16 protein-coding genes and 1 pseudogene are annotated in these 16633 nt (G+C 64.5%); 7 read left to right on the plus strand and 10 right to left on the minus strand.

Annotated features, from left to right (window positions below; genetic code table 11):
• The 3 genes from IE116_RS02965 to coxB are packed head-to-tail and all read right to left on the minus strand — an operon-like array spanning window position 1 to window position 3640.
• Window positions 1-654: a cytochrome c oxidase subunit 3 gene (locus IE116_RS02965; protein ID WP_229827976.1), complete on the minus strand. Its 654-nt coding sequence runs from the start codon at window positions 652-654 to the stop codon at window positions 1-3.
• A complete protein-coding gene (ctaD, locus tag IE116_RS02970; protein ID WP_189609618.1) occupies window positions 651-2582 on the minus strand; it encodes a cytochrome c oxidase subunit I in 1932 nt (643 codons plus the stop codon). The genes IE116_RS02965 and ctaD (IE116_RS02970) overlap by 4 nt, the downstream gene beginning before the upstream one ends.
• Entirely contained in the window at window positions 2579-3640 is a 1062-nt protein-coding gene (gene coxB / locus IE116_RS02975) for a cytochrome c oxidase subunit II (protein WP_229827977.1), read from the minus strand. Before coxB ends, ctaD (IE116_RS02970) begins: the two co-directional genes overlap by 4 nt.
• 508 nt (window positions 3641-4148) lie before the next feature.
• On the opposite strand from coxB, the gene IE116_RS02980 reads away from it, so the two are divergent.
• From IE116_RS02980 to IE116_RS02990, 3 genes are all read left to right on the plus strand, one after another.
• Window positions 4149-5042 carry a ZIP family metal transporter gene (locus tag IE116_RS02980; RefSeq protein WP_189609620.1) on the plus strand — a complete coding sequence of 298 codons (894 nt, stop codon included), beginning with the start codon at window positions 4149-4151 and terminating at the stop codon, window positions 5040-5042.
• Between the two features lie 201 nt (window positions 5043-5243).
• Window positions 5244-6149 carry a manganese catalase family protein gene (locus IE116_RS02985; RefSeq protein WP_189609623.1) on the plus strand — a complete coding sequence of 302 codons (906 nt, stop codon included), beginning with the start codon at window positions 5244-5246 and terminating at the stop codon, window positions 6147-6149.
• A 150-nt stretch (window positions 6150-6299) separates the two neighbouring features.
• Window positions 6300-6857, plus strand: coding sequence for a DUF4142 domain-containing protein (locus IE116_RS02990; protein WP_189609625.1), 558 nt, complete (start codon window positions 6300-6302; stop codon window positions 6855-6857).
• Window positions 6858-6953: 96 nt separating this feature from the next.
• On the opposite strand, the gene IE116_RS02995 is transcribed toward IE116_RS02990, so the two are convergent.
• From IE116_RS02995 to ctaD (IE116_RS03010), 4 genes are all read right to left on the minus strand, one after another.
• Window positions 6954-7388: an Hsp20/alpha crystallin family protein gene (locus IE116_RS02995; RefSeq protein WP_189609627.1), complete on the minus strand. Its 435-nt coding sequence runs from the start codon at window positions 7386-7388 to the stop codon at window positions 6954-6956.
• Between the two features lie 96 nt (window positions 7389-7484).
• Window positions 7485-7928 carry an Hsp20/alpha crystallin family protein gene (locus IE116_RS03000; RefSeq protein ID WP_189609629.1) on the minus strand — a complete coding sequence of 148 codons (444 nt, stop codon included), beginning with the start codon at window positions 7926-7928 and terminating at the stop codon, window positions 7485-7487.
• Window positions 7929-8070: 142 nt separating this feature from the next.
• Complete coding sequence (locus IE116_RS03005; protein ID WP_189609631.1) at window positions 8071-8601, minus strand: DUF2244 domain-containing protein; 531 nt, start codon at window positions 8599-8601, stop codon at window positions 8071-8073.
• Between the two features lie 47 nt (window positions 8602-8648).
• Entirely contained in the window at window positions 8649-10274 is a 1626-nt protein-coding gene (gene ctaD, locus IE116_RS03010) for a cytochrome c oxidase subunit I (protein ID WP_189609633.1), read from the minus strand.
• Window positions 10275-10510: 236 nt separating this feature from the next.
• On the opposite strand from ctaD (IE116_RS03010), the gene IE116_RS03015 reads away from it, so the two are divergent.
• A complete protein-coding gene (locus IE116_RS03015; protein WP_189609635.1) occupies window positions 10511-11815 on the plus strand; it encodes an NAD(P)/FAD-dependent oxidoreductase in 1305 nt (434 codons plus the stop codon).
• Here the strand turns inward: IE116_RS03015 and IE116_RS03020 are convergent, their stop codons facing one another.
• Both IE116_RS03020 and IE116_RS03025 read right to left on the minus strand, forming a co-directional pair.
• Window positions 11816-12280, minus strand: coding sequence for a DUF2269 family protein (locus IE116_RS03020; RefSeq protein WP_189609637.1), 465 nt, complete (start codon window positions 12278-12280; stop codon window positions 11816-11818). It abuts the gene before it with no gap.
• Window positions 12268-13614 (minus strand): SDR family oxidoreductase, encoded by a 1347-nt coding sequence (locus IE116_RS03025; protein WP_189609639.1) that lies wholly within the window; start codon window positions 13612-13614, stop codon window positions 12268-12270. The genes IE116_RS03020 and IE116_RS03025 overlap by 13 nt, the downstream gene beginning before the upstream one ends.
• 120 nt (window positions 13615-13734) lie before the next feature.
• On the opposite strand from IE116_RS03025, the gene IE116_RS03030 reads away from it, so the two are divergent.
• From IE116_RS03030 to IE116_RS03040, 3 genes and pseudogenes are all read left to right on the plus strand, one after another.
• A complete protein-coding gene (locus IE116_RS03030; protein ID WP_189609641.1) occupies window positions 13735-14232 on the plus strand; it encodes a hypothetical protein in 498 nt (165 codons plus the stop codon).
• A gap of 85 nt (window positions 14233-14317) precedes the next feature.
• Entirely contained in the window at window positions 14318-14608 is a 291-nt protein-coding gene (locus IE116_RS03035) for a hypothetical protein (protein WP_189609643.1), read from the plus strand.
• Window positions 14605-15504 (plus strand): annotated as a pseudogene (locus IE116_RS03040) (TIGR03885 family FMN-dependent LLM class oxidoreductase); the annotation flags it as partial. The gene IE116_RS03035 and the pseudogene IE116_RS03040, both read left to right, overlap by 4 nt.
• An 8-nt stretch (window positions 15505-15512) precedes the next feature.
• On the opposite strand, the gene IE116_RS25805 reads toward IE116_RS03040, so the two are convergent.
• A complete protein-coding gene (locus tag IE116_RS25805) occupies window positions 15513-16523 on the minus strand; it encodes an SIR2 family protein (protein ID WP_229827978.1) in 1011 nt (336 codons plus the stop codon).
• Between the last annotated feature and the right edge of the window lie 110 nt (window positions 16524-16633).

The following is a 16633-nucleotide window of genomic DNA, read 5'->3' on the forward strand; positions in this document are numbered from 1 at the left end:
CTACCACCTCGGCGCCCAGTAAATGACGGCATAGATCGGCAACCAGCTGACAACCACGAAGTACCAGTACGCGGCGTTTTCGCTGACGTCGACATAGCGCTTGCCTTCAAGCGGGCCGGTGTAAAGCAGAACGGTCAGCACCGACGTATCGATGGTGTCGGTGATCAGGTGCACGGTGTGCAGCCCCAGCAGCAGCCACACGATGGAACCGTAGGCATTGAGGGTCCAGCTGACATTCAGGGTGGCGAACTCGAAGGCTCGTATCGCCAGGAACAGGATCGCCGACAGCAGGCATACCAGCAGCCAGTTGCGCGCCCGCACCCGGTTCAGGCGTTCGGCTTCGCGTTTGGCCATGTGGTTAGGAATGGCGCTGAGCAGCAGGATGACCGTGTTGACCGTGCCCCACAGCAAGTCTGGCGGGATGGCGTTGATCGGCCAGGTGGCAGACAGGCTGCGAAGGTAGAAATACATCATGACCGCCAGCGCGAACACCGTGCTTTCGATCACCATCAGGCCCAGCGTGGCCCACCACATGATGCTGCGATGGCTGAACGCGTAGGTGGGCAGATGGCGGACGTCGAGCACCTCGCTGGCGGGCAGGCCATCCGGCGCCCAGTGAGACGAATCGGCTGCGGGCGTGGCTTCGGCGGTCATGGCTTGCGTTCCAGGAACACGGCGCGTTCGGTATTCAGCCGGTTCGGCCAGAACCAGACCGTCATCGCAATGGCCGTGGGAATCGTGCCCCACACCACGGCCCATGGGGTGTACACCGACCCGACGAACAGCACCGTGGTGGCCAGCGCGCTGACGAAGGGCCAGATCGACGGCGACGGGAACACCGGGCAGGAGTCCGGCCGCGCGTCGATGACGCTGGTGATGAGCACCTGCCGCGCGTTGGCGGCCAGGCCCGCGACCCAGCGCGGACTGCCGGCGGGTTCCCACAAGGGATTGCGGCCATGCACGACAGGCATCACATCAAAGTTGTGCGGTGGCGGCGGGCTGGACGTGCTCCATTCCAGGCTGGCAGCGCCCCAGGGATTGTCGCCAGCAAGGGCGCCGTGACGTCGGCTGCGCAGCACGTTGACGATGAAGACCAGGATGCCGGCGGCGAGCGTCCATGCGCCTGCCGTGGCCAGCAGATTCATGCCATCCCAGCCCATGTCGGGCGCGTAGGTCCACACACGGCGGGGCATGCCTTGCAGACCCAGCAGATGCATCGGAAAGAACGCGACGTTGAAGCCAACGAACATCAGCCAGAAATTCCAGCGGCCCAGAGTCTCGTTCAGCATGCGGCCGGTGAACTTCGGGAACCAGTAATAGAAGGCGCCGAACAGCGGGAACACGGCGCCGCCCAGCAGCACATAGTGGAGATGCGCAACGACAAAATAGGTGTCGTGGACCTGCAGGTCCAGGGACACCGATCCAAGCATGACGCCCGTCAAACCGCCCATGACCAAAATCACGAAAAAGGCCAGCACGAACCAGAGCGGGGTCTTGAAGTTGAGACGGCCGGTGGCCAGCGTGGCCAGCCAGCAGAAGATCTGGATGCCCGACGGAATAGCGATCATCAAGCTGGCGGCGGTAAAGAAGCTCTTGCCCAGTTGCGGAATGTCGGTGGCGTACATGTGGTGCACCCACAGGCCGAACGCAAGGAAGGCGGTGGCGAACAGGGCCAGCACCATGGCCGGATAGCCGAACAAGGTGCGGCGCGCAAAGGTTGGAATGATGGCCGAGATCATGCCGAGCGGCGGGATGAAGATCAGATAGACCTCTGGATGACCGAAGAACCAGAAGAGGTGCTGCCAGAGCAACGCGTCGCCACCGCGTGCAGGATTGAAGAACTGGGTGCTGACCAGCCGGTCCAGGATCAGGGACGTGCTGCCAAGCATGACGGCAGGCATGGCGAAGAGCACCATGAACTGGGTGATGAGCGTTGCCCACACGAACAGAGGCATGCGGTTGAGCGACATCCCGGGCGCCCGCATCTTGAAGATGGTGGTGATGAGGACGATGGCTTCGAGCAGGGCGGCGGTCTCGGTAAAGGTGATCATCTGCGCCCAGATGTCGACGCCCTTGCCGGGCGAGTAGTCGGGCCCGGCAAGCGGCACATAGCTGAACCAGCCGGCGCTGGAAGCCGACCCGAGCAGGAAGGACCCATACAGAAAGGCGCCGCCCAGCACGAACACCCAGAAGGCATAGGCATTCATGCGCGGAAAGGCCACGCTGCGCGCGCCGATCATCAAGGGCACCAGGTAGGTTGCAATGGCCTGCATGACCGGCACGGCGAACAGGAACATCATGGTGGTGCCATGCAGCGTGAACATCTGGTTGTACAGATCGGGGTCGACCAGTCGCAGATCCGGCCGCGCCAGCTGGATGCGCATGGCCAGTGCGATCAGGCCGCCAAGCACGAAAAACACGAAGGTTGCCAGCATGAAGCGGCGAGCAATCGTCTTGTGATTGATCGCGGCAAAAAATCCGCGGACGCCGGGCGGATCTTCCCAGGTGCCGGCCAGGCTGCGCCGGATCGCGGCCGGGGCGTTTGGGCCGTCCTGCAATGACGGGATCGGAGAGGCCTTCATTGCAGGGTCTCCAGGTAGCCGAGCAGGGCTTGCAGGTCGTCAGGGGGCAGGCGATTGATTGGCATCATCACGCCCGGCTTCAAGGAATTGGCATCAACGATCCATCCGGCCAGGTTGCCGCGGTTATTGGCCAGGGTGCCGGCGGCCAGGGTGGGGCGGCTGGCCAGATGGGTCAGATCCGGGCCCAGCGTGCCGTTTGCGTGGGTGCCGCGAATGGTGTGGCATTGCGCGCACCCTTTATCGAAAAAAACGGCAAGGCCGCGGGCCGTGTCGGCCAGCCTGGGGTCGGATGCCGGCACTGCGGCAGGCGCCGCGCCCGGCAAGGACGGCGCGGCTGCCGCAGCAGCCTTGCGTGGATCCGGAGCCGGCAGGGCTTGCCGGTCCGCCCAGGCCGCGAACGCGTCGGGCGCATCGGCCTTGACCGAAAACGCCATCATGGCGTGCTGCTCGCCGCAGAACTCGGCGCACAGCCCGCGGAACTCCCCGGGCGCATCCGCGCGAAACTCGATCGTGGTCGGGCGGCCCGGGATCATGTCTTTCTTGCCATGCAGGCTGGGCACCCAGAAGGTGTGGATGACGTCGGCGGACCGCAATGACACGATCACCGGACGGCCAACCGGAACGCGCAGTTCGTTGGCGCCCGTGAATGCCGGACGGTCGCCATCGGCGGCGTAGCGGGTTTCCCACCACCACTGGTGCCCGATCATCTCGACATGCAGGGCATTGGCGACTGGCAGGCGCGACAGCGCCCGTTCCGTGACCACGTCCGCGACGACGAGTCCGATCAGCAGCACCGTCGAGACGGCGGTCGCCCAGAGGACGGCGCGGGTCGGCCGTTTTTCGCTGGCATCGCCATGGACGACGAGGGGCCGGGTGTCCGCACTTGCGCGGGGGGCCCGAAGCAGGGCGATGATCAGGACTGCCAGGACACAGGCAAAGACGCCCCCGCAGACGAGCAGGGTCAGGTGCCAGAGGTCGGCAATACGCGTGGCCTGGACCCCGGCGGGTTCCAGGGCCTGCATGGCCGGCGCAGCGTGGGCCGCGAATGGCGTCAGCAACAGAGGCAGCGCAGCGGGGCGAATGATGCGACTCGACGGTAGGTTGACAGGGACGTGGCGCACCGGATCCCATGTCTTGGGGACCGCAGTGCACCGATTGCCCGGCCGACGCAGCCAAGGCAGCGTCTTCGGGTGGGTGAGATTGAAGCGAGTTTCATGCCAAGTTACGGTTGAGCCAGGTACGCAGAAACGATGCGGCACGGGCTGGGCGCGGTGGAAATTGCGGCTGAGCGTGCGTGGCGTTTTTTGCTCAGCCTTGCAAGCCATGCCTTGCCAATGCGATTGCCATCACCGTGCTGGAATGCCGAAAACGGCAGCCCACCGTGCGTTCCGGCCGATGGAAGCTCACGGAACAGTTCTTGCATTAGCCGGATGAAGCATTGACACAAGCGTGACATCAGCGGCCTCGCATCCTCCGCATTCGGTTTCATGCTTACCACGTTCACCCCTAGCGCTTTCTACCCACGCAGCACCAGGACCTTCGATGCCTAACCCGGCTCTCGACCGCATGCACAAATCTTCCGGCCGCGCGCTGGCCATCACGCCACGGCGTGCGCTGGGCTCACTGATCATCCTGGCGGGTCTCGCGGTCCTGCTCAACGACCTCTATCAATTCCTTGTCGACCAGAATCCGCGTGTCCATGACGCACTTCTGGCCGGCAGCGTCGCGGCCTTCGCGACCGCCCTGGGGACGGTGCCGGTCTTGTTGTCACAGACCTTTTCGCAGCGTATTTCGGACACCATCATGGGTTTTGGCGCAGGGGTCATGCTGGCCGCCTGTGCCTTTTCCCTGGTCATTCCAGCACTGGCTTCGGCACAGGAACTAGGCGCCGGCCCCTGGGGCGCCGGCAGCATCGTCGGCGCGGGCATCCTGCTCGGGGCCCTGATGCTCCTGCTGCTGGACCGCGCCGTGCCGCATGAACATTTCGTGAAAGGCCTGGAAGGCCCCAGCGGCCGGGCGATGAAACGGGTGTGGCTTTTCGTGCTGGCCATCACCCTGCACAACCTGCCGGAAGGCATGGCGATCGGCGTGGCCTTTGGCGGCACCGACGCTGTGGGCGCGCAGGCACTGGCAACCGGCATCTCGATCCAGGACATGCCGGAAGGCCTGGTGGTCGCGACCGCGCTGCGGGGAGTGGGCTATGGCAAGTGGAGCGCAGTGGCCTTGGGCATTGCGTCGGGGTTGATCGAACCGATCGCCGCGGTCTTCGGGGCGGCTGCCATCGGCATCTCGGCGGGCCTGCTGCCTTGGGGCCTGGCGATTGCCGCCGGCGCCATGCTGTTCGTCATCAGCCATGAGATCATCCCCGAGTCGCATCGCCAGGGGCATGAAACGTCGGCATCGATCGGCCTGATGGTCGGCTTCGTGGTCATGATGCTGCTCGATACGGCGCTTGGCTGATCCTGCGCCGCGGCGCATCACGGACGAGCAGGATGCCGAATGCATGAGCACGCTCAGCATTGAGCGGCGCTGAATTCTTGTCCGATTCCGCACTGCCGCCTGGCCAAAGCCTTGCTACGGCGCACCAGCGCGATCTCTGCGATACCGGGAATGACAGTTGCGAAATCATCGCTACCCAAACCCGCAACTCAAGGAGAAAGCATGTTCGCCCATAACAAGCGTCTGCAATACACCGTTCGCGTATCGGGTAGCAATCCCGGTCTGGCCAACCTGCTGCTGGAACAATTCGGCGGCCCGCAAGGTGAGTTGGCCGCGGCATGTCGGTACTTCAACCAGTCGATCGCGGAAGACGATCCTGGCCGCAAGGATATGTTGATGGACATTGCGACCGAAGAACTCAGTCACCTGGAAGTAATCGGCAACCTGATCGCCATGTTGAACAAGGGGGCGAAGGGCAAGCTGGCCGAGGGTATCGATGCGGAAGCGGACCTGTATCGCTCCCTGCAAGGTGCGGGCAACGACTCACACGTAACGCAAGTGCTGTACGGCGGCGGCCCGGCCTACATCAACTCGGGCGGTCAACTCTGGAATGCCGGGTATATCGATTCCATCGGTGATCCGTCGGCCGACCTGCGTTCCAACATTGCCGCCGAAGCGCGCGCCAAGATCATATATGAACGCCTGATCAATCTGACCGATGACCCGGGCGTGAAAGATGCGCTGGGCTTTCTGATGACCCGCGAAGTCGCGCACCAGCTGTCGTTCGAAAAAGCGCTGTATGCGATGGAACCGAACTATCCGCCGGGCAAGCTGCCGGGCGACCCGCGCTTTGCGCGCACCTACTTCAACCTGTCGCAGGGTGAAGGCGATGCCAGCGGTCCCTGGAACAGTCCCGAGAACTTCAACGTGGTCTCCAACTGGGAAGACCAGGGTGGCTTTGACGGTGGCGGCACGTCCACCACGACCTTGACCGCAGACGAAGAAGCCGCCGTGACGGCGATGGCCCTGCGCACCAAGTCCGATCCCACCAGCAACCCGACCACGGGCGCCGAGTTGGGTGCATCGGCGACGGTGACCGGCACGGTCGATCCGCTGCTGAAGTCCTGATGGCGCGCGGGTCCATGCATCCGCATGGATCCGCGTGTCGTCACCCGCGGCGCTTGCCGGGTTTCCGGGGCGCCGCGCCCTGCACCCATATTGCACTGCACACCCTTCCTTCTTTGTTCCACCCCACCATTGCACAGGTGATCCATGGTCATGACTCTTCCCCGTTTTTCCCGCGTCGCTCGTACGCTTGCTTCCGCCGCGGCGGTGGGCGCGCTGATGTCGGCGTGCGCAATGCTTCCTTCGCAGATGGCCGTGCCGGCCAGCGCGTCGGGTCCGGATCTGGACGCACTGTTCGTCAGCCGCGCTGCCCAGACCGACGTGATGGAAGTCACGGCCAGCCGGATGGCGCTGCAACGCGCCACGCGTCCGGAAGTGCGCCAGTATGCGCAGAGCATGATCAGCGATCACACCCGCACCAGCACCGAGCTGCAGCAGATCGCGTCGCAGATCGGCATGCCGGTGGACGCGCGTCCGACCGAAATGGACGAAAAGAAAATGACCGCGCTGTCGGCCGCGCAGGGCGAAGCCTTCGACAAGGCCTACGTGAAAGTGGTGGGTGTGCAGGCGCACACCGAGGCGGTCACGCTGTTCAAGCAGGAAGCGGCGAAAGGCTCTAACCCGGCGCTGCGTTCGTTCGCGACCCGCACGCTGCCTTCTCTGCAACATCACCTGCAAATGGCAGAGCAACTTGAAAAGACGGTGAAGTAAAAAACGCTGCCAGCGAGCCCACGCAGGCTCCAAGCAGCGGCAAAAAAAACGCCGCCTGGCGCTGTGCCAGGCGGCGTTGTTGCATCCGGCGACCGATCAGGCGGTGCGCACCTCGATCTTGCGCGGCTTGGCGGCTTCCGAACGCGGGATGGTCAGGGTTAGCACGCCGTCTTTGAGTTGCGCCGAGATCCGGGACGCGTCCATCTCGCGGCTGAGGCTGAAGCTGCGTTGATAGACCGGCTCACGCAGTTCGGTGTGCAGGATGGTGAACCCTTCCGGCACATCGATGCGGGCCTCGCCCTCGATGAACAGGCGATCGGATTCGGTGCGGATCTGCAGGCGGTCGGCCGACACGCCAGGCAGGTCGGCAATCAGCGTCACGCCGTCGGCGGTTTCGTAGATGTCCATATGGGGCATGACCGTCGAGCGGGGACGCGACGGGGCCTGCACCTGGCTGGACCGGCGGGCATCGTTGCTGACGTTGCTGCCCTGGGTGTTCTTGGCGACGGCGATATCGGTGGTCTGGGTCATGATCATCTCCTGGAAAACAAGGTCAGAAGAAAAGGGGCCAGCGGCTCCTGGATTCGAGAAAGGGTGTTGCACGGTACGATGCGTTGCCTGCCGGGATCACTGCACCGGAATCAGGCGCGGCTTGGACGATTCACGCTTGCGAACCGTGATTCGCAAGCAACCATCCACATAGCTTGCGTCGACGGCATCGGGGTCGGCGTCCTGCGGCAGTTCGACTACGCGGCGGAAGGTCCCGTGGCGGCGTTCCTGTGCGTACACGTTCAGGCCGGCCACGTCGCGCGGAATGGCATTGTGGCGCTCGCCTGCGATGGTCAGCAGTCCTTTGTCGATGGTGACCTGCAGGCTGGCCGCGTCGATACCGGGCACGAAGGCGACCAGTTCGACCGCGTCGGGCGTGCTGCCGATGTTCAGCGAGGGAAAGCCGCGACTATAGGCCCGGATGTCGGACGAGACACCAAGGCTGCGGAAAATGTCGTCCATTTGCGAACGGATCGCCTCGAAGTCAGAGGCGAAATCCCGTGCGGAAGTCAGAGTGGCCATCGTCGTTCTCCTATAGATAAGTTCACGGCGGACATCCTGGCTGCCGCGCCGCGGTGATTCAGGCGGCGGGGCCGGTGACGTCGTCAGTGCAAAATCTATTGGCTGTGCGATGGCTTTCAAGAGGGCGAAACGGCCCCTGAACTCATGTGGTTGTAAGTGGATGTAACGCGCTGGCAGGGGCGGTTTGGACTGCCCCTTGCCAGGGCAGGGCGCGCCGCAAGTCGCGTTGCAATGCACCCAGCCGATGGCGCGGAACGAACTCGCCAATGCGCATGCGGGACGCGCCTTGCCGCAGCCAGAGCGTGGCGCTTTGCGGGTCACTGGTGCGTTCCAGGTCCACGTTGACCCAGTTGCGGTTGAACACTTGCCGGGTGACATCGCCGCCGCGTTCGGCTTCGACCACCAGACTGCCATCGTCCAGCAGATGCAAGGTTTCGCCGTCGCGTGCATGGCGCATGTAGCACAGGCCCGCCAGCGATACGGCGAGCACGTCGACGATGCAGAACACCGTGATCACCCACAAGCCATAGGCCAAGGCGCCAAGGCCCAGCACGGCAAGCACGCCGTCCAGGCTCGCAATGCCCGCCAGGCATTGGCCCGGAGAGACACAGCAGTTGCGGCGCAGCGTCCAGCTGCGTTCGACACGGGCCTGCGTGGGGGAACTGGGCGGCATGGCGGACGGCTTCCGTTCAGAGTGGGTCAGCAGAGCGTGGGCTTCGATCACTTTACCGTGGGCGGCGTGGCGAAGGAATGGTGGGGCGCGGGCGACGGAATCGTCCACTCCAGTCCCTGGGCGCCTTCCCATGGGCTGGCAGAAGCCGGCTCACCCTTGCCCGCATAGCACCGCAGCACCACGTACAGGAACAGCAACTGGGACAGGCCGAACCAGTATGCGCCGATGGAGGCGATCTGATGGAAGTCGGTAAATTGCACCGCGTAGTCGACGTAGCGGCGCGGCATGCCAGCCAGACCCAGGAAGTGCATGGGGAAGAAGCTGACGTTGAACGCGATGATCGAAAACCAGAAGTGGACCTTGCCGAGCCGCTCGTTGTACATGCGCCCCGTCCACTTGGGCAGCCAATAATAGGTGCCCGCGAACAGCGCGAACAAGGACCCGGCAACGAGCACATAGTGAAAATGCGCAACGACGTAGTAGGTGTCGTGCACCTGGATGTCGATGGGCGAAATCGACAGGATCAGTCCGGTAAAGCCGCCGATGGTGAACACGAAGATGAAGCCGATCGCAAACAGCATGGGCGTCTCGAACGTGAGTGACCCGCGCCACATGGTGGCCGTCCAGTTGAAGATCTTCACGCCGGTGGGCACCGAAATGACAGCCGTCGCATACATGAAGTAGAGCTGGCCCGTGATGGGCATGCCGGTCGCGAACATGTGGTGCGCCCACACGATGAAGGACAGCACGGCAATGGCCGCGACGGCATAGACCATGGACGCATAGCCGAACAATTCCTTGCGGCTGAAGGCCGGTACCACGGCCGAAATGATCCCGAACGCCGGCAGGATCATGATGTAGACCTCTGGATGACCAAAGAACCAGAAGATGTGCTGATACAGAACAGGGTCGCCGCCGCCTGCCGCGTTGTAGAAGGACGTGCCGAAATGGCGGTCGGTCAGCAGCATGGTGACTGCGGCGGCCAGCACGGGCATCACCGCGATCAGCAGGAAGGCCGTGATCAGCCAGGTCCAGCAGAACAAGGGCATTTTCATCAGAGTCAGGCCCGGCGCGCGCATGTTCAGCACCGTGACGATGATGTTGATCGCGCCCATGATGGACGAGGCGCCCATGATGTGGATCGCAAAGATCGCCAGATCCATCCCGGGTCCCATCTGCGTCGAGAGCGGTGCGTACATCGTCCAGCCCGCGGCAGTTGCCCCGCCGGGTGAAAAGAACGAGGCCGCCATCAGCATGCCGCCCGCCACCAGCAGCCAGAAGCTGAAGTTGTTCATGCGGGCGAACGCCATGTCCGATGCGCCGATCTGCAGGGGAATCATCCAGTTCGCGAAGCCCACGAAGGCCGGCATGATCGCACCGAAGATCATGATCAGCCCGTGCATGGTCACAAACTGGTTAAAGAGCTCAGGGCTGAAGAATTGCAGGCCGGGCTGAAACAGCTCCGTGCGGATGAAGAGGGCAAGTACGCCGCCTTCGAGCAGGGACACGAACGAGAAGATGAGATACATCGTCCCGATGTCTTTGTGATTGGTCGCTGCCAGCCACCGCCGCCAGCCGGTCGGCACGTCATGGTCATGGTCGTGCGCGTGCGCAGGGTCGTGGGCAGTGCCGGCCGGATGGCCAGCGCCTGAGTGGGGAAGGCTCGCGCTCATGGATTGCCTCTTGCAGGGGGGTGGGTGGTCGGATCGCGTCGGGCGTATTTAGCAATGCCTGTGCCGCAGCGCTCCACGGCATGCCCCTGTGCATTCCTGGCCCGGCCGTATGCGTTGCACATGAGCGAGGGGTGTTCATCCGCAGCATCCTCTGCTGATCGCTGGCGCAGCGGTACGGCGCTTGCTTGAGAAGACCGCCAAGCGGCGCGGGCCGCAGCGACTTTTCAAGGACATGCATGAGCGCAACTCTCCATCGTGTGGTGATCATTGGCGGTGGCGCGGGCGGGCTGGAACTGGCCGTCCGCCTGGGCCGCCGTTTTGGCAGGGACCAGGTGACATTGGTCGATCGCACGCCCTCACACATCTGGAAGCCGTCGCTGCATGAGGCGGCGGCGGGGACGCTCGACATCCATCGTGAAGGACTGTCGTATGCCATGCTCGGCCAGAACAACGGCTTTCGATTTGTGTTCGGCGCGTTCAGCGGACTCGATCGCGCCCGGCGCACGATTACCGTCGCGGCATTGAACGATGCGTCGGGAGCGCAGGTCCTGCCGGAACGGCAACTGCCCTACGACACGCTGGTCCTGGCGGTGGGCAGCCACGGCAACTTTTTCAACACGCCCGGCGCGGAGCGGTTTGCGTTGTCGCTCGATTCCACGGCGTCCGCCGAGCAGTTCCGCGTCGAACTGTTGAAGGCCGTTGCCCGCGCGGATACGAAGGCCGTCGACGGCAAGGCGGCCACCGTGCAGGTGGTGATCGTCGGAGGCGGCGCAACAGGCGTCGAACTGGCCGCCGAACTGCATGAAGCAGGGCAGACACTGTCCGACTACGGATCGTCGCGGCCGGACCAGCAGGCCGAACTGCATCTGACGGTGATTGAAGGCGGGCCCCGCATTCTGGGTCCGTTGCCGGAGCGGGTGGCGGCGGCCGCCACCCAGTTGCTGTGCGAACGCGGCGTTGCGATCCATACCGGCTGTCGGGTGTCCGAGGTGCAGCGCGACGCCGTCATGGCGGGCGACAAGGTCTTTCCCGCGGACCTGGTCGTGTGGGCCGCGGGGATCAAGGCGCCGTCCTTTCTGGCGACGCTGGGGCTGGCCGTGACGCCCTTGAACCAGCTGGTCGTGAACGGGCAGCTGCGAACGGAAGACCCGGCGATCTTTGCCTTTGGCGATTGCGCGGCGGCGCCCTGGGAAGGAAGCACCAAGACCGTGCCGCCACGCGCGCAGGCCGCGCACCAGCAGTCCTCCTATCTGTATGGCCTGCTGAGCGATCGAATGCGTGGACGGCCGGTGTCGGACAAGCCCTTCCGGTTCCGCGACTTTGGTTCACTGGTTTCGATCGGCCACACCGAGGGCGTGGGCAGCCTGATGGGCGGCCTGTCCGGACCGAAGATGCAGGTGGAGGGGTGGATCGCCCGGGTCATGTACGCGTCATCGCACTGGTCGCATTACGTGACCGTCCTCGGCCTGTGGCATGCCCTGCTGCGCGGCCTGGCGCGCACCTTGAACCGGCGGTCGCAGCCGCGGGTCAAGCTGCACTGATCATGCGGGCTTTGCGACCATCAGCCAGAATATCGCCAGGAAGGCGAACAGGGCCGGCACGCCCAGCGCCACCCACCACCTGAACGCCCTCCAGTATGCGGCGGGCAGCGGCACACCGGCACGGTAAGCCAGTTGCGACAGGTCGCGCAGACGCATCTGGATGCGCACCACGGGCAGCCAGCAGCCGATCGCGATCACATACAGCACCAACGATACCGCGACCCAATGGGTCGATATCGGTATGCCCATGATGTGCAGCAGATAGAAGCCGGTCACCGGCTGCAGGATCGCGGTCGTCGCGGTAAAGAGCCAGTCGGCGATCACCACATAGCGCGTAACGACCGCGATCGCGCGCACGTCCCGGTGCAGGGTGACGAAAAAGAGATAGAAGGCCGATCCGACGCCCGTGCCGAACAGGAAGGTGGACGACACGATATGCAGCCATTTGACGATCAGGTAGTCCATCGGGTCGCGCCTTGTCCAGGAGAGGAGTCTTCCAGCTGATACAGCAGCAATAGTGCCGCGAGCATTGGCAGGTTCTTGAGGATGGGGCCGTAGGGGTGGAGCCAGAACTCGGGGAGCCAGATCGTGATGGCCACCGTGTAGAACGCGATCAGGCCGAACTGCATCAGCCACAGCGCCTGCCGCTTGCCACCGCGCAGGGTGATGATCAGTACACCGAGGATTAGGTCGAGCAAGGCTGCGCCATACAGCAGCACCCGGGCAAAGTCGCCTTCGGCGCCCAGCCGTGCCAGCAGCGCCAGGCTGTCGGCTTCGGGATAGAGCCCGAACGACACGATGCCGGTCCAGATCCAGACCAGCGCCATGGCGATGCGCAGGCAAGGCAGGGCCCAGTTGAGCGACGACTGGATGCGTGCCGCGGTTGCTGCCTGCGGCGCGATGAACCGGTCGGCGCCCCGCGGCGCGCGGCCCAGCAGTCGGGTGATGTCCGCGGGATCGCCCACGTTGCCCCTTTCGAGCATGTCCAGCGTGTCGGCATCGAACAGGCTGCCGGGCAAGCGCCCCGCCACGCCCGCCACGGCACGCAGCGCAGCAACCGGCAATGGCACGACCGGGGCGGCCGGTGTCATGGCCATGCCACGACGCAGCGTCGCCAGATAGTCTTTGAGCGACATCGCCTGCGGTCCGACCAGCGGAACGACTTGCGCACCCGGCGGCTGGGCGCCGGCGGGCATCTCGATCAGCGCCACCATGGCATCGATGGCGTCGTCGATAAAGACAGGCTGGATCCGCTGCCTGCCGCCGCCGGGTAGCGCCAGCACGGGAAGGCTCGCCAGCGTATCAAAGAGCCGCGCACTGGCGCCGCCGGGGCCATACACCAGCGAGGGCTGGACGACCACGCTTTCGGTCGGCAGGCCCATCAGATAGGCGTCGGCGGTGCGCTTGCTCAGGTGATAGGCGCTTTGCGCGTCCTCGTCCGCACCCAGGGCGGACACCTGGATCACCCGGCGCACACCCGCCAGCACGCACGCGTCGAACAGCGCGATGGGGGCATCGACATGCAGTGCACTGAAGGTTTGCCTGCCGCGCTCCTGCAAGATGCCGACCGTATTCACGACGATGTCGACACCGTCCAGCGCGGCACGCCAGGCCTGCGGCGGCGGCCGGTCCGCGAAGTCGAGGGCGAAGGTGCGCATGTTGGCGTCGGTTGCGCCATGCGACGGGCTGGCGCGAACCGGTCCGCGCCTGGGACAGATGAGCGTATGGCCGCGAGCGAGCAGGGCGGCAGCCAGGGCGCTGCCGATGAAGCCATTGGCGCCGGTCAAAAGAATGTGCAAGCGCAGAATCCTTGGGAAAGTACGAGGTTCGGCCGAAGGGGAACACGCGGCGCGCTTGTTGCTGAGCAACCTTCATACCCACAAGAACGGATCAACCACGATGAGCAGCAAGGAGGCACGATGACTAGGACGAACACAACGCAAGGCAGCCGAGCAGACTGGAAAGACGCACTGAAGGACGGCGCGGTCATGGGCGCGGCCGCGAGCGTGCTGTCGACGGCGGCGCTGATCGCCAGCGGCAAGCGGGAAGGGCGCCGCTGGGCGGCGACGGTCAACACTCCCAGCCAGTGGCTCTGGGGCGAAGAAGCCCGGCAGGTGGAGGCAACCACTTTGCGGCATACCGCAACCGGGTACGCGATCCATCACGCCACGTCGGTATTCTGGGCGGTGCTGTACGCAAGATATGCGCGCGGCGCGCTCGGGACCCGCGGGCTGCCCGCCGAACTCGCTGCCGGCTGCGCGGCTGCGGCGCTGGCCTGCTTCGTCGATTACCGAATGACACCCAGGCGTCTGCAACCCGGTTTCGATGCCCATTTGCCACGTCGGTCGATGGCGGGCGTCTATGCGGCGTTTGGCGTCGGGCTGGGTCTGGCGAGCTGGCTGCTGCATCGGCGCTAGCGGCACGGCACTTGCTCGTCGTTGCCTGCCCGCCGCTCGAGTGTGAGCGCAGCGGGGCGCAGCACCGCATAAGGACAGTCACGCCATGTTTGAAACTCGCAATCCCCCTGTAACGGACGAGGACCTGCTTCGTCTGCTGGAATCCCTGACGCACAACGAAACGTCGTCGTTCGGGCCCGTCGTTTTCGATCCCCGCAATCCCGTGCACCGAGAAGCGGTCAACCGCGGCCTGGCCGTGGCGCGCCCCTGGCCGCTCGTGCTCAAGCACGACACCGAGCGGCAGTGCCTGCTCGTCAATGTCACCACGGGTTGGCAGTGGATGCGGTCGCATCGGGCGCCCCCACGCCGTCACGCTTCGATGGAGCGCAGGCAATGAAGTTTGGTTATCACGCATCGCACGAGCAGTTCAGCCCGCAAGACTTGTTGGCGCACGCCGTCCAGGCCGAAGCCGCCGGCTTCAATTGCGTCATGTCTTCTGATCACATCGCGCCCTGGAGCCGGCGGCAGGGCCAATCCGGTTTTGCCTGGGCCTGGCTGGGCGCCGCGATGCAGGCCACGACATTGCCGTTCGGCATGATCACGGTGCCGGGCGGCTGGCGTTACCATCCGGCCATTACGGCGCAGGCGTCGGCCACCCTGGCGTCGATGTTTCCGGATCGCTTTCGCTGGATGGCCCTGGGCAGCGGCCAGGCGCTGGGCGAGCACATCACCGGGGAACGTTGGCCTGCGAAAGCGGAACGCAACGCTCGGCTTGAAGCCGCGGCTGGCATCATCCGTGAGTTGTGGACAGGCGCAACGGTCAGCCGCGACGGTCCGATCCGGGTGGATGAAGCCACGCTATACACCTTGCCCAAGACGCCGCCGAGCCTGATGGGCGCCGCATTGACGCCGGCCACTGCACGCCGGGTGGCCGCATGGGCCGATGGCCTGATCACCGTCAATCAGCCGCTGGAAGACGTGGCGGCGATCGTGCAGGCCTTCCGGGAAGGAGGCGGTGCGGGCAAGCCGATGGCGCTGCAGGTGCATGTGTCCTATGCACGTACCGACGATCTGGCGCGTGAGCATGCCTTCGACCAATGGCGGTCCAACACGCTGGGTGCAGCAGCGTCCGAGACGCTGCGCACGCCAGACGAGTTCGACGCCGCGAGCCGCTACGTGCGTCCCGAAGATCTTGACGATCACGTGCTGATCTCGGCGGACGTCGAGCGGCTGGCAGAGTGGCTGGCAGAGTACGCTGCGCTCGGCTTCGAGGAAATCCTGCTCCACAATGTGGGCCGCAATCAGCGCGAATTCATCGATGTGTTCGGCGAGCGGCTGAAACCGTCATTGGAAAGGGCGGTGTCGGGTTCAACAGCGCCTTCTACCTTGTCCTCTTCTGTCTTGTCCTCTGCCGCATCATCCTGACGGGTCAGCTCGCGCATGAAGCGGCACAAGGCGGCGCCGGCGTCCGGGTGGTCGTCTTCCACCGACAGCATTTGGATGCCCCACTGCGCGAGCACGTCGCGCGCCACCGGATTCGCGCGGTGGGTGAACAGGTAAGACGGCGGCCGCGCGCTGGGGTCAGCGTAGTGCGCCCAGATCTTCGACAGCTTATAGAACAGCAGGCGGATGTTGATGTCCGAAATGCTGTAGCCGATGAACAGCACGGACTTGCCCAGGACGTCGGCGCGCAGCTTGATGTCGAGCGGCGTCTCGAAGCTCAGTCGTTCGAAATAGCTGCTTTCGTCCAGCACGATGGGCGCGCCGTTATCCAGATCGCCGTGCAGCTTGACGATCTGGCGCACACCGTCCTCCGCGCGCGCCAGATCATCGGCGCTGGCGATCTTGGTATAGGGCGTCGGGTAGGCGTCGTGGGCTGCTTCAAGCCAGCGGTCGTAGTTGGTCGTGTAGATGTGGGCGAACCGGCCGCCGGCGATCAGCCGGTGGACCGGTGACCTGGCCACGTCAATCGCGGGGTCGTGCCATTCGCGCGCCATCCAGGCGGTCAACGCCTGGCTGCCTTTCTTGATCTTGTAGTACTCGGCCAGCTGCCGGAACTCGCCGTAGCTCTGGAACTGCGTCGGGTCGATGTCGAGCTGGCGCGCCATCTCGGCCACCAGTTGCGCAAAGGTCGGCAGGCCCAGTCCCGCCGACACGCCGGCGCCCGCAAAGAGGATGAGCCGGCCCTGCGCATAGGCCTTGCGAACCGGTTCCGTATCGAAGGCAAGACTGATCGCATCGGGATCAGGATCGGGATCGGGAACCGAAAGGCGATGGCGGGAAGGTTGGGTAATCGTGTTGCGGTGACTCATGTTGGCAAGCCTGGATGGGGCCGACGCTTGAAGCAAGCCGTGTGCCGACCGCCACGCCCCGTGGTCGACGCTGCTCTGCCTTGTAGGCATGGGGCTTGCGGCAACCTGTC

The organism is Pigmentiphaga litoralis (genome assembly GCF_014651835.1).
Taxonomy (GTDB): domain Bacteria; phylum Pseudomonadota; class Gammaproteobacteria; order Burkholderiales; family Burkholderiaceae_B; genus Pigmentiphaga; species Pigmentiphaga litoralis.